This is a genomic window from Flavobacterium nitrogenifigens, from assembly GCF_003254565.1.
GTDB classification, from domain to species: Bacteria; Bacteroidota; Bacteroidia; order Flavobacteriales; family Flavobacteriaceae; genus Flavobacterium; species Flavobacterium nitrogenifigens.
The window spans coordinates 256,323-269,673 of record NZ_QJRI01000180.1 but is presented as its reverse complement, the minus strand read 5'-3'; the positions used below and the strand labels follow the sequence as shown (position 1 = coordinate 269,673).

The 13,351-nt window shown below is 32.5% G+C and carries 15 protein-coding genes and 4 tRNA genes; 8 read left to right on the top strand and 11 right to left on the bottom strand.

Annotation, left to right across the window (positions count from 1 at the left end):
* Window positions 1-8 precede the first annotated feature (8 nt).
* Window positions 9-530 carry a hypothetical protein gene (locus tag DM397_RS19755; RefSeq protein WP_111379165.1) on the top strand — a complete coding sequence of 174 codons (522 nt, stop codon included), beginning with the start codon at window positions 9-11 and terminating at the stop codon, window positions 528-530.
* Window positions 531-587: 57 nt separating this feature from the next.
* On the opposite strand, the gene DM397_RS19750 is transcribed toward DM397_RS19755, so the two are convergent.
* Together DM397_RS19750 and DM397_RS19745 are read right to left on the bottom strand one after the other, a co-directional pair.
* Complete coding sequence (locus DM397_RS19750) at window positions 588-1,691, bottom strand: fatty acid desaturase family protein (RefSeq protein WP_111379164.1); 1,104 nt, start codon at window positions 1,689-1,691, stop codon at window positions 588-590.
* A 178-nt stretch (window positions 1,692-1,869) separates the two neighbouring features.
* Window positions 1,870-2,193, bottom strand: a complete 324-nt coding sequence (locus tag DM397_RS19745) for a helix-turn-helix domain-containing protein (RefSeq protein WP_111379163.1) — start codon at window positions 2,191-2,193, stop codon at window positions 1,870-1,872.
* Between the two features lie 123 nt (window positions 2,194-2,316).
* On the opposite strand from DM397_RS19745, the gene DM397_RS19740 reads away from it, so the two are divergent.
* From DM397_RS19740 to DM397_RS19730, 3 genes are all read left to right on the top strand, one after another.
* A complete protein-coding gene (locus DM397_RS19740; RefSeq protein ID WP_111379162.1) occupies window positions 2,317-2,586 on the top strand; it encodes a hypothetical protein in 270 nt (89 codons plus the stop codon).
* 45 nt (window positions 2,587-2,631) lie between these two features.
* The gene (locus DM397_RS19735; protein ID WP_111379161.1) at window positions 2,632-2,847 is read left to right on the top strand and encodes a hypothetical protein; all 216 of its coding nucleotides are present in this window, start codon (window positions 2,632-2,634) and stop codon (window positions 2,845-2,847) included.
* Between the two features lie 321 nt (window positions 2,848-3,168).
* Window positions 3,169-3,942, top strand: a complete 774-nt coding sequence (locus tag DM397_RS19730; RefSeq protein ID WP_111379160.1) for a ThuA domain-containing protein — start codon at window positions 3,169-3,171, stop codon at window positions 3,940-3,942.
* A 57-nt stretch (window positions 3,943-3,999) separates the two neighbouring features.
* On the opposite strand, the gene DM397_RS19725 is transcribed toward DM397_RS19730, so the two are convergent.
* The 8 genes from DM397_RS19725 to DM397_RS19690 form a co-directional block, all read right to left on the bottom strand.
* Window positions 4,000-4,518: an STM3941 family protein gene (locus tag DM397_RS19725; RefSeq protein WP_111379159.1), complete on the bottom strand. Its 519-nt coding sequence runs from the start codon at window positions 4,516-4,518 to the stop codon at window positions 4,000-4,002.
* 82 nt (window positions 4,519-4,600) lie between these two features.
* Window positions 4,601-5,125 carry an AAA family ATPase gene (locus DM397_RS19720; RefSeq protein ID WP_111379226.1) on the bottom strand — a complete coding sequence of 175 codons (525 nt, stop codon included), beginning with the start codon at window positions 5,123-5,125 and terminating at the stop codon, window positions 4,601-4,603.
* A gap of 327 nt (window positions 5,126-5,452) precedes the next feature.
* Complete coding sequence (locus DM397_RS19715; protein ID WP_111379158.1) at window positions 5,453-6,484, bottom strand: ATP-binding protein; 1,032 nt, start codon at window positions 6,482-6,484, stop codon at window positions 5,453-5,455.
* Between the two features lie 150 nt (window positions 6,485-6,634).
* Complete coding sequence (locus DM397_RS19710; RefSeq protein ID WP_142479097.1) at window positions 6,635-7,330, bottom strand: hypothetical protein; 696 nt, start codon at window positions 7,328-7,330, stop codon at window positions 6,635-6,637.
* Between the two features lie 276 nt (window positions 7,331-7,606).
* Window positions 7,607-7,680 (bottom strand) — tRNA-Arg (locus tag DM397_RS19705).
* An 81-nt stretch (window positions 7,681-7,761) separates the two neighbouring features.
* A tRNA-Arg gene (locus DM397_RS19700) sits at window positions 7,762-7,835 on the bottom strand.
* Window positions 7,836-7,851: 16 nt separating this feature from the next.
* Window positions 7,852-7,926 (bottom strand) — tRNA-Pro (locus DM397_RS19695).
* 14 nt (window positions 7,927-7,940) lie between these two features.
* Window positions 7,941-8,024, bottom strand: a tRNA-Ser gene (locus DM397_RS19690).
* A gap of 240 nt (window positions 8,025-8,264) precedes the next feature.
* Between DM397_RS19690 and DM397_RS19685 the strand changes: the two genes are divergently transcribed.
* A complete protein-coding gene (locus DM397_RS19685) occupies window positions 8,265-9,443 on the top strand; it encodes an acetyl-CoA C-acyltransferase (RefSeq protein WP_111379156.1) in 1,179 nt (392 codons plus the stop codon).
* A gap of 67 nt (window positions 9,444-9,510) precedes the next feature.
* Window positions 9,511-10,272 (top strand): C40 family peptidase, encoded by a 762-nt coding sequence (locus DM397_RS19680; protein WP_111379155.1) that lies wholly within the window; start codon window positions 9,511-9,513, stop codon window positions 10,270-10,272.
* 182 nt (window positions 10,273-10,454) lie between these two features.
* Here the strand turns inward: DM397_RS19680 and DM397_RS19675 are convergent, their stop codons facing one another.
* On the bottom strand, window positions 10,455-11,300 hold the full coding sequence (locus tag DM397_RS19675) for an AraC family transcriptional regulator (protein ID WP_111285332.1): 846 nt from the start codon (window positions 11,298-11,300) through the stop codon (window positions 10,455-10,457).
* Between the two features lie 116 nt (window positions 11,301-11,416).
* Here DM397_RS19675 and DM397_RS19670 point away from each other — a divergent pair, with 116 nt between their 5' ends.
* Together DM397_RS19670 and DM397_RS19665 are read left to right on the top strand one after the other, a co-directional pair.
* A complete protein-coding gene (locus DM397_RS19670; protein WP_111379154.1) occupies window positions 11,417-12,403 on the top strand; it encodes an aldo/keto reductase in 987 nt (328 codons plus the stop codon).
* Between the two features lie 341 nt (window positions 12,404-12,744).
* Window positions 12,745-13,350, top strand: coding sequence for an NAD(P)H-dependent oxidoreductase (locus DM397_RS19665; RefSeq protein ID WP_111379153.1), 606 nt, complete (start codon window positions 12,745-12,747; stop codon window positions 13,348-13,350).
* The last annotated feature ends 1 nt before the right edge of the window (window position 13,351 follow it).

Below are 13,351 nucleotides of genomic sequence, written 5' to 3'. Positions count from 1 at the left end.
GTTATATTATGAATTACAGAGCCAAATACATTTCAGCAGCACTTGTAAGCAGTTTAATCTTATTTTCCTGTAAAAAAGAAATTATAAAAGAAGTTCCTAAAACTGATTCTACTTCTATTAAGACTGAAGCTTTACAGGCAGACAGTATTGTTTTGAATCCAAATGATACTTTGTATGGTTTAGTAGATAAAAGTGTCATTGGAACACAGTTTTTAACCAAAAGCGGTTTAGCTCCGAGATTAAAAAAATTATTAGGAGCTGATTACGATCAAATGGTAAAAAACTGGAACACCGAAACTCCTTTTGAAAAACAAGATAATATACTTCATGCGTGGGGCTGTAAGCAGCATGACTGCAGTACTTATTCTTATGATTTGTATATTGACGTTAAAAATAATAAAATCAATGTCTACAAATTTTCCGAATCAAAACTGACGGTTTTTAAAGAAGATAACTTTGACATTGAAATAAAAGATAACTTCTTAAAAGATCTAAATATTAAAAAGGAGAATATTCAAAATAAAAAATAATGCAGGCAAAAAAAAAGCGGTTTAAAAAACCGCTTTTTTTATTGGATATTTTTAGAGTTATATTTCTCCTGTAATCAAAATATTTTCTTTTACACCTTTGTCTCTCAACATTCTAAAATGAGAACGAACAGCATGATAAAACGGATATGAGGTGTATGGCAAATTGTATTCTTCTGCATAACGTTTTATAATTGGCGTAATATACGGATAGTACGTATGACCAACAGCTGGAAAAAGATGATGCGCTACGTGATGCGTAAATCCGCCGTAAAGAAAATTAGCCAGTTTACTTTCTGTACTAAAATCCTTAGTCACAATCATTTGATGCATTACCCATGTATCAGAAAGATTTCCATCTTCATCAGCATGCGGAAAGTGCGCATCTTCATCAACGTGTGTAGAGACCAATGCCACAACACCAATTGCACTACCGCATAAATGCATAGATAGCCACGCAAAAAGCACCATATGCCATGGCTGGCTTAAGAGCATCATTGGGATAAAAAGCAAATAAATGAGATTTATAATCTTAGCCGCAAACAGTCTATAAACTTCTTGTCTCGGAATTTTATCTACTACTTTCTTTACATAGTTATCCTTTGTGCCAAAAAAGTCTTTAAAATCTCTAATATAAAGCCAATTGAGGCTGTAAAGAGGATAAATAAACCACATGTAAATGTGCTGATACTTGTGGTAATTAAATAGCGGACTGTTCGGAAATATTCTAATAATATCGCTCTGTTTAATATCTACGTCCCAATCTGGCACGTTTGGATAAGCATGATGCAGACTTATATGACGTCGCATCCAAAGCCAGTGATTACTCCCAAAGAGTTCTAAAACATATAAAAACCATTCATTGTGCTTAGGCTTTTTAAACAAAGCTCCATGCGCAGCATCATGAAAAGCATTTATAAATAAAACGATCATTGTAATACCAGACAAAATATAAAAAAGAAACAACAAGGGCGTCTGGTTGCCGAAAATCAAAATACAGGCGTAGAACAAAAAAAATACTGCCAGAAGTCCTAAGGACTTCACAACATTTAATACATACAAAGACGAGTTTTTTAAGACCGTTTCATTCACTTCTAAACGCATCTTTTTAAAAAAATCATCTGCTCCAGGTTTAACATAAACCGGTCGTTTTAATTTTTCCATATTTGGTTACTGCTAGAAATTGTTAATCAAATTTAATAAAAAAAAAACTTAAACTGTAAGCGTAGATTTAAATAAAAAAAAGAGTATTTTAAAAACAAAAAACCACTCAAAAAGAGTGGTTTAAATTAATATTGTTTCATTTTTTAATGATTAGATTACTTTCTGATAAACTTCATTATTATTCCTCAAATCTTGTGCCTGCCAGACGCAAACGAATATTATGAATACGTCCTTCAATTTCTTGCAAATCATTCAGAATATTCTCCTTCTCATAAACTGGCCCAACTTCATTAACCTTATTTTGCTCATCGGCAAAAAGATCATTCAAATCCACATCTGGAAAATTTTTACTTAGGCTAATAATAAATTCAGAACCAATACTAGCTGTTCCATGTAAATATCTTCCAATCATCGCCGGACTAAATCCTAAAATTGCCCCGACTTCCTTCTGCTTTAATCCTTTATCCTTAAAGAATTTACTTAGTTTTTCGTGATACATCATTATTAAAATTCAAATGAAAATATAGATAAAATATATTTTTTAACATTAAAAAGAATAAGTAGTATAATATTATTCTTACATTTACTCGTAATAAAATACATACAAATAATTATTAGCAAATATATGTCAAAATTAATCAATAATAGCAATTTTAAAGAAGATAATTCTCACAATAAAAAAGCTTATGAATTTATAGATAAGCATTTACCTGTAACATATGTTGATCTTACTATTGCTTGTATCGTAAAAAAAGGGCAGCCTGCTCCGAGCAAAGCATTAATTAGAAACGTAAGAAATAAAACCATTCTAAGAAATGATATTTTACTCGCATTGGTAGAAGTAGCCAATGAAAACAAAGAGGCAGTCGAAAAGATTAAACTTCTTACTTCATAATTTTCAAAAAACAGTATAAAACAATATATTACCAAAGCTTATTTTATGACAACTCGAAATAATAATAAAAAAGAAAACAACCAGCAAGAGGCTATTCATAATCATTTTGAAATCTTATCGTCAGATAAAAATGATTTTAAAAACATTGCTTATTTATACGGAATGAGTCTTGAACAGTATGAAGAAGGACTTGAAATCCATTCAAAATGTTTTAGCCAAATTGAAGAATTTTCAATTAAAAATATCATGCCTGGTCAATAAAAATCACATCAAATACACATCATCTCTCTTTTCATTATTGCACAAAATCAATAAAAATAATTCCTGCTATAATTTGCAGATTTTAGCATCAAGGCATTAGCTTTCGCAAATTTTATCTTTTTTGTAATTTGCACACTAGCTAAAAACTAAAAATTGACAAAGACATAAGTCCTAACAGTTTGTGAATCGATTTTAAAATGGAAGAAAAAGGCAATGAATGGCGCTGGACCAAAAAGTGGATTCGGCATTTAGCCTTATTTTTACAAGTGATAACCACAAGGTCTGAACCATAATTTATTTTGTCATCACACAATTGCTTTCATGAAAAATTCAATAGTATTTATTATACTTATTTTAAGCTGTTTCTTTCAACTGGATTGCACAGCTCAAAAACAAAAAAAATCGCGATTTAAAGCTTTAGTTTTATACGAAAATGGCGGACATCATCTTCCGTTTACTAAAGCAGCTAAACCTTGGCTGAACAAACTTACCATTGACAGCAGCTTTACCATTGATTATATTGAAAGCACCAAAACAATCAATGAAACACTTTTAAAACAATATCAGGTTTTTATACAATTAGATTATCCTCCTTATACTTGGAGCGAAGAATCGATGCAGGCGTTTCAGAAATACATGAACAGCGGAAAAGGCGGATGGGTTGGTTTGCATCATGCCACTTTGCTTGGAGAATTTGACGAATACCCAATGTGGAAATGGTTTTCTGATTTTATGGGCGGAATCAGATTTGTAAATTACATTCCAGATTTTGCTAGCGGAAAAGTAAACATAGAAGATAAATCGCATCCTGTAACTAAAGGAATTCCATCTGATTTCATTATCCAAAAAGAAGAATGGTATACTTATGACAAAAGTCCAAGGCCAAATGTTCATGTTCTGGCTTCAGTTGATGAGTCGACTTACGAACCCGATTCAAAAATAAAAATGGGAGATCATCCCGTAGTTTGGACAAACGATCATTTTGCTTCAAGAAACGTTTATATTTTTATGGGGCATGCTCCAGAATTATTCGAAAATGAAGCATACACTACCCTATTACGGAATTCTATTTTCTGGGCGGTTAAAAGAAACTAAAGATATTATTCTATCTAAAACATAATAAAAATACCTCTCACTTGAGAGGCACTTTTTCTATTTTTTCCAGTATTTTAAAAACAGCTTATACAATTCATCTGCATCGATTTCAATTTCTGAAGCCGAGTACATTATATTCAATTTTAAATTTTGCTCGTCATAAGCCATTTTCCATAGAAATTTAGAAACGCGACCATCATACTTGTCTACATTATCAGTCGTAACTGCAACCAAAGTGTCTCCTCCTACTTTTTGCAATTGCACATCGGTAACATCTTGCCATTCTATTCTTCCAAAAGCTTTAGCTACTGGAGTTGTTCTTCCAGAAAATCCATTTGAATCTATTTGAATTAAGGAAGATTTGTCTTTTATACTTGCAAGCATTTTAAATATCAAAACAAGCATTATCAAAAGAATAGCACCAGAAGCAATCGATAGTTTTATTTTAAATACTCCATCAAAAGTCCCTATTCCGTACAAAAGCATAATCGCTACTAAAATACTGATAGCGCTAGCATATAAAAGTAGGCTTCTTGTTTTTTTGGCATTTCGGTAAAAATTAATTTCTTCATTCATGGGGTGTAGTAAAAATTTTATTTGTTATTAGAATTAAAAATGAAGATGCAATTTACCACAAAATAATTAAGAAAGAGCCAATCTATTTGGCAAGGAATTGTTGCGTTTTACTTTGGATTTGATTTAGTCTTTCGGATAAGCTTCCTTTTACTTCAATCACTTCCAAATCAAAATCAAGAATTAATTCGCTAATAATATTATTTACCTGATCTCTCAGCTCAGGCAAATCAGAGTCTGAGCATAAAATTCGATCTGGCTTTTCAATAGGAACAAATACAAAAACGTCAATTTCTTTAATTGCATTTTGAATTCTATTAAATATTGACGAGAAATTTAAATTATCATCAACCGCTAAAGCATAGGCTAAAAGATCAATCGGACAGCGGTCAAAAATTGCATTTCTATTACTTCTCATGATTTGTTTTATAGAATGCTCCAACTGCACCATATAATCGTCTGCTGTAGGTATTTCAGAAAAATCAAAACCCATTTCCTGTAATTCAAAATAAGGTTCTGGATAAAACTCATAATCAGGAAAAGATTCATACAGTTTTTCTGCTAATGTCGTTTTGCCTACCATATGAGCTCCAAGTATTGCTATTCTCATAATTATTAAGTTTTTTATCATGAAAACTAAAAATAAACAAAATAGATGCAAAACAAAAAAGGATGATCAAAAATGATCATCCTATAAAGTGATCCCAGAAGGATTGCAACTATAGGCTACAAACCCCCATCAATTCTATGTTTTCATTATTTCAAAATTTACCTTCATAATCATTGCTATATTATAATATTAAATTACATTTTCCTCTTTTTGCCAGATGATTAATTTCTCATCGGAGTATTATAGTGCCTTATTTTGAAACGTGCTATTCTAAATTGATTTATCTAATCTTCTAAATACATTATAGTAAATATTGATAAATGTTTTTTATATTTTCATTAATATATCAATTGCTTTTTGCCTGATATTTCTATACAATGAATTAATATTGTCAGGAAAAGTATAAATATATAAATCATGTGCTTTTTCCATATCGAGTAATTCTTTTGCATCAGTTTTCATAGTCCCATATGAATTTGGATCACTGTTTAATTGATCTAAAGAACTTTCTATTTCAATTATTGGATGATGCATAACTATTTTACTCTCAAAAAACTCTTTGTTGTTTTCTATTTCTTTTATTAGTGAACTAATAGATGGTTTTAAGTAAGCATATGGGTTTATCTCAATTTTATTCCATGAAATGAAAACTTTTTGTATTCGATATTCTGCCCCTTCTGAATTAGAAGATTTGATTCCTTGAATTTCGACTAAACAAAATTTTCTTAATTCTTCAAGCTCATATTTCTTAGATAAAGAAAATAAGTCTGAAATAATTACAGAAAGTTTTTGTTCGTTTTTAGTTAGTTCTTTTATAAATTTAGAAACTTCATCATTTAAAGAGTTCTGTTCTCTTATTTCTGGTAATGATTTTAACCAATCATTAATTCTTATTACATCATAAGCAGTTGCTTCCGTATTTGAAGTACCATTTCTGTAATATACTTTTCCAACCTCAAGACCTTTCAAATTTTTGATAGCAGGAACAATTGGCATTTCATATCTTATTATTGGAAATTCCAAAATTCCGAATTGTTTTTCTTTGTGCTTAATTGTGTAAAATGAAAAATTAGGCCTTGGAATTACCTTGTCTTTTATTTTATCTTGTAGAATTGCATCATCTACTTTTTCCTTCATTCCCTTAAATTCTAAACCTCCATTATCTATTTCTTGAATTCCGAATATAATGTATGAAGTTTCAGTTCTTATCGTGTTACAAAATGAGATTACGTCCTTAACAAATTTGGCTGTAACTAAATCGTTACTCTCTTTCTTGAAATCATAAAATTCCCCTTTGAAGTCCAAAATTGAACTTTCATTTTTACTAATTAATTTTTCGAATTCAATTTCTGTTATCATTTTTTTTTATTAAGATATTCTAGTACTAAAGTAGGTTTTAGACTAAATTAAGCCGATTATTTTAATTTGTCATATAAATCCAAATACAAAATCAATTTTCCATTAACCATTAAGCCTATTGCTAAATCCGTTTTATTAGCTAGATACTGACTATTTTTCTCGTTTTATAATGCTGTCAACAGTTGAACCTTTATGAATTAATTTGTATTTTCCCCCATCATTATATGTTACTACATGAAAAACATCATTTGTTGCTTTTGATATTTTAATGAGTATTTCAAATACTATTTTAAGGGTTTTTTCTGCATCAGTTATATCTAAAGCATCTAAAGCATTAAACTTTGTATTTGGAAATTTTTGCTTCCAATTGACACTGTATTCAAAATCTACGACAGTTCCTTTTGTATTATCTTCTTTGTCAGGTTCAACTAACCAAGTTGTTTTATAAGGAAAACCATGAGAAATCCAATTTCGAATAGTATTCAGTTCAGTCAACTCATTTCTTAATCGTCCTTCTAAACTCGCTGAATTTATAGACAATATTAAATCAATTTTATCTAAACATGCTATTGACGCATTCCAAGATTTTACCATTCTTTTTAAGGCAAAATCTCTTTTAGATTCTTCGATATATCTTTGCGACTCTTTATTAAAAAATATTTCAAAACCAATCAAATTCACAGCAGATTCAAGACCACAAAATGAGTGTAGGATTGTTGAAATTGCACTTTTTTTCCTATGATCTTTGGAGTCTTGTAAATCATAATATGCTTCCATTGCTAAACTAAGATGGTCTCCAGTAAGGCTCGTTGAAAACGTTATTAAATTATTTTCTATTTGTCTCATAATTAATTTTATACTTTACTCCCTTTACCTTCCGCCTAAATTAGAGTAGATGGGTGTGATAAACAGCGCTTATAGTTAAATTCAAATGTAAATATTAATTCTTAAAAATCATCAAACAATTAGTAAGTTGAATATTTTTGCATTTGCCATAAATGGAATTTTTATGGTCAAGACTTGATAAGTTTGTGCAAACTATGTGCAAACCAAATTTCTAAGGATGGAAATCAAAACTATATCCATAAAAACAAAAAAGCCACTCGATTTGAGTGGCTTTTGTGATCCCAGAAGGATTCGAACCTTCGACCTACGCATTAGAAGTGCGTTGCTCTATCCAGCTGAGCTATGGAACCATTATTTTTAAATTTCTAAGAATAGAAATCAAACGTATATACATAAAAACAAAAAAGTCACTCTATTTGAGTGACTTTTTGTGAACGCAGAAGGATTCGAACCTTCGACCGCCTGCTTAGAAGGCAGGTGCTCTATCCAGCTGAGCTATGCGTCCATTATTTCAATTGTAGTCGGGGTGGCAGGATTCGAACCTGCGGCCTCCTGCTCCCAAAGCAGGCGCGATAACCGGGCTACGCTACACCCCGAGGCAAAATTTAAGCGGAGAGACAGGGACTCGAACCCTGGCGACGGTTACCCGTCGACAGATTAGCAATCTGCTCCATTACCGCTCTGGCACCTCTCCTTGCTAGTGGAATTGCTTCCGTTTTGCGAGTGCAAATGTATAACAACATTCCTTTTCTCACAAGCTTTTTTTTGAGTTTTTTTAGTTTTTTTTCATCTTTTTTTCAAAACCACTTCACAATCAAACAAATAGAATTAACAAAAATTTCACCTTAAATTTAAAATCAACCCTATTCAATACAAAATTTGAATTTATTCAAATAAACAGTAAATTTGCTTACTAACTATTATTAAACAGAAAATGAACAAAAGAGTTGTTATCGTTTCTGCCGTTAGAACACCTATCGGAAGTTTCATGGGCGGGTTATCTAGTGTACCTGCACCAAAATTAGGAGCTGCTGCCATAAAAGGAGCGCTTTCAAAAATTAATCTTGACCCAAAATTAGTCGATGAAGTTTTCATGGGGAATGTAATTCAGGCGGGAGTTGGACAAGCTCCAGCACGTCAGGCAGCACTTTTTGCTGGTCTGTCTGAAGAAGTTGCTGCTACAACAGTAAACAAAGTATGTGCTTCTGGAATGAAAGCTGTAATGTTTGCTGCACAAGCAATCGCTTGCGGTGACGCTGAAATCGTAGTAGCGGGCGGAATGGAAAGCATGAGCTTAATTCCTCACTATGTACAAATGCGTGCTGGAAACAAATTTGGTCCTGCAACTATGCTTGACGGAATGCAGAAAGATGGTTTAACAGATGCTTACGACAACAACGCAATGGGAGTTTGCGCTGATTTATGTGCATCTGAATACAAAATCAGCCGTGAAGAACAAGATGCTTTTTCTATTCAATCTTATGAAAGAAGCGCTAAAGCTTGGGACGCTGGAAAATTCGACAATGAAGTTGTTCCTGTTGAAGTGCCACAAAGACGTGGCGAACCAATTATATTCTCTAAAGACGAAGAATATACTAATGTGAAATTAGATAAAATTCCATCTTTAGCACCAGTTTTCACAAAAGACGGAACTGTAACTGCTGCAAACGCTTCTACAATCAATGACGGAGCTGCTGCTTTGGTTTTAATGTCTGAAGAAAAAGCAAATGCATTAGGTTTAAAACCTCTAGCTTACATAAAAGGTTACGCAGATGCTGCACAAGAACCAAAATGGTTTACAACAAGTCCGGCAAAAGCATTACCGAAAGCTTTAGACAAAGCAGGAATTTCAATTTCAGATGTTGATTTCTTCGAATTTAACGAAGCTTTCTCTGTAGTTGGACTGGCTAATGCTAAAATATTAAACCTTGATAACGATAAAGTAAACGTAAACGGTGGTGCAGTTTCTTTAGGACATCCTCTTGGAGCTTCTGGAGCACGTATTATTGTAACTTTACTAAATGTTTTAGAACAAAACAATGCAAAAACTGGAGCTGCTGCGATCTGCAACGGCGGCGGTGGCGCATCGGCAATTGTTATCGAAAGAGCTTAAAACAATATCTCAAAAAATCAGGAGTTATAATATGGCTCCTGATTTTCAACTTTATAAATTTCCTTAGATGTTTGGAATTTGCAATTTAGCCATAGTACCAGTTCGCGCTGAAGCCAGCGACAGAAGTGAAATTGTTACACAGCTCTTGTTTGGCGAGCATATCGAAATTTTAGAACGCCATAATCAATGGGCTAAAATAAGAATTCAGTTTGACGACTATGAAGGCTGGGTTGATTCTAAGCAATATCAGGAAATTACCAAAGAGCAATTTGATCTTTTGAGCAAAGAATCCATTATTTTAAATGCTGATTTAATTGATTACATCACAGCTCCCAATAATCTTCTACTTCCTATTCCGCTTGGGGCTTCTCTATCTTTTTTAAATAATAGCGAAATCAATACTTCAAACTTTGATTTTGAAGGAACCAAAACCAGCGGCATCAAACCTAAAAGCGCCTTGATAAAAACTGCTTTTATGTATCTGAATGCTCCATATCTATGGGGTGGAAAAACACCTTTTGGAATTGACTGCTCAGGTTTTACCCAAATGGTATATAAATTAAACGGTTATAAAATTCATCGTGATGCATCGCAACAAGCACTTGAAGGCGATCCGTTAAGCTTTATTGAAGAATGCGAACCAGGCGATTTGGCTTTCTTTGATAATGATGAAGGAAATATTACTCACGTAGGCATCATAATGGAAAACAACTACATCATTCACGCAAGTGGAAAAGTACGCATTGACCGTTTGGACCATACTGGAATCTACAATCCCGAATTAAACAAACACACTCACAAACTTCGTGTAATTAAGAAGATTATCTAATTAAGTTTTTGAATTAAAGTACACTGATAAAACGGATTCGCTTTACGAAAACGCGTATTTACACTGATTTTTTATTTTTTCTCTCGCAGATTTAACAATTCATTTTTAATTTTTAGTGCGATATGTGAAATAAAAACAGCCAAAAAATTAGAGTAAATTCGTGAATTCGTGGCTAAAAAAAACTACGCACTCAATCGAATTGTCTTTCTAAACTCAGACGGACTATAGCCTTTTTGCTTTCTAAAAAACTTATTAAAGTGGCTTTCATCTGTAAAGCCAAATTCATATGCAATTTCATTAATACGCTTCTCGCTAAATTGCAAACGATGTTCAATCAGTTTCGTTTTATAATTGCTGATATACTGTTGCATCGTTTCGCTGGCATGTTTCTTAAAATAACGTCCTAAATAAGTATTCGAAATTCCGAAATAATCACTAATAGATTCCGCTTTGATTTTTTCAGGATAATAAATATTGTTCTGAATGTATTGCAGAATATCCATCGCTTTAGCTTCAGTATTTATGGTTACTTGTTCTGGAAGATATTTCGCGATATTTCTCGCCACAATAATAATCAAGGTATTTACCAACTGCTGAATCAATTCCTGATTGTAAACATCTTTGTCCTGATGTTCGCGGCAAATAGCTTCAATCATCACCTTTACCAAACATTTATCAGGATCATTTTTTAGAATACAGCCTGGCTGATGATTTGCATTTTGAAGAATATATTCTAATCGCTGAATATTTTCATTCTGCAGACTTGAGTTTTTCAAATAAATATCATTAAACCTTAAAAAGAAAAATTTCGTTTTGGTCTCAATTGTAAAATTATGGCAATCCTCGGGCGTCAATAAAAACAAATGCCCTGGATCATATTCAAAAATATTCTTATTAATACACTGTCTTCCCGTTCCTTCTAGAATATAAACCAGTTCGAAAAAATTATGACGATCTCCAACATCTGGATATTCATTCAGCGTTTCAAAAGAAACCGTAAAAGGTTCGTATAAGTTTTCTTTTTTCATAATTCTAATTATTTGAAGTTGCAAATATACCTAAAAAAGACAAATATATACCAAATAAGAATCATAAAAACGGTATAATTTTGCCTTATCAATTTTAAACATAAAAAATCACAATCATGGAATATAGAAAACTAGGCAACTCAGAACTTGAATTATCAGCTATTACTTATGGTGCATTCGCCATTGGAGGAACTATGTGGGGCGGAACAGAAAAGAAAGATTCAATAGCATCTGTTCAGGCTTCAATTGACCACGGTGTTACTACAATTGACACTGCTCCTTTTTACGGATTTGGTCTAAGCGAAGAAATGATCGGCGAAGCTATAAAATCTTACGATCGTTCTAAAATTCAATTACTTACTAAATTCGGTTTGGTTTGGGACGGAAGTAATAACGGAAAAGGTGATTTCTTTTTCGACGCTGACGACAACGGTAAAAAAGTGCCCGTATATAAATATTCATCAAAAGCAAACGTAATTAAAGAAGTTGAAGAAAGCTTAAAACGTCTTCAAACCGATTATATCGATTTACTGCAAATTCACTGGCCAGATTCAACAACTTCAATTTCTGAAACAATGGAAGCTGTTGAAACGCTTATTCAACAAGGAAAAATAAGAGCATTTGGAGTAAGCAATTATAATGTGGCTCAAATTCAGGAAGCACAAAAAACGATTCAAGTCGCTTCAAATCAAGTTGCTTACAGTATGTTGAATCGCAAAATTGAAGAAGAACTAATTCCTTTCACAGCTGCAGAAAACATCGGAATCATTGCTTATAGCCCAATGGAAAGAGGTTTATTGACTGGGAAATATTTCACTGACAGTAAATTAAAAGAAAATGACCATAGAAATGGATATTTCAATCAGTTTGATCTTCAAAAAGTAAAAACTTTAGTCGAAGAATTAACTTCTTTAGCTCATGCAAAAGAAGCAAGCTTATCACAATTAGTATTACGCTGGACATCTTTACAAAAAGGAATTGCAATTGTTCTAGCAGGAGCAAGAAACGCAGAACAAGCCATTTCAAACGCCAAAACAATGAATTTCGATTTATCAGCTTCAGAATTAGAATTCATCAATCAGGCAATTGCTAAAATAAAATAATATTTTAAACACATAGAAACATAGTTATACTTTGTCTATAAAGGCGTTTCACTTGCATTAATAAACATAGTCAACGTAATCTTGTCATTCCGAAGAACGAGGAATGACAAACTTTGTGAACGATGTGTTAGAAACTAGTTTCTTTCCATTCTCTTTTCCAGAAAGAGAAATCTATGTCTCTATGTGTTTAAAAAAAATCTCAAAAAATTAAATAACTAGAATTTGGGCGTGTTCGCCACAGCGAATCGGGTTTTTGACTATATTTTTTACTCTATTTCATTACGCAAAAAGATACCGCCTCAATCCCTCACGAATCCATTTTCAAAAGAAACAATAATAAAATGAAAAAGATATTTATAATTAACGGCGGACAAAAATTCGCGCATTCAGGAGGACAATTTAATAAAACTGTTCAAGACTGGACAACTGAATTTCTTTCTAAAAACAACAATTACGAAATAAAAACAACTCACATTGAAGACGAAATCAACCTTCAAAAAGAAGTAGAAAAATTTGTTTGGGCAGATGTAATCATTTATCATACACCTGTTTGGTGGTTTCAAATTCCGAATCTTTTCAAAAAATATATCGATGATGTTTTCACGCAAGGACATAACAACGGAATCTATAAAAGCGACGGAAGAAGTCGTGTAAATCCTGATATCAACTACGGAACTGGCGGACTTCTACATGGGCGCAAATACATGCTTACCACGAGTTGGAACGCACCTGCAACCGCTTTTACGCTTCCAGGAGAATTCTTTGAAGAAACTTCCGTTGATGACGGCGTAATGTTTGGCTTCCACAAAATGAACAAATTTACTGGAATGGAAAAAATAGATGGATTCCATTTTCATGATGTAGAAAAAGGTGCAACACCAGAAAATATTATTATCTTTAAAGAACAATACACCAAACACCTAGAGCAAACCTTTAAAAACTTATAAT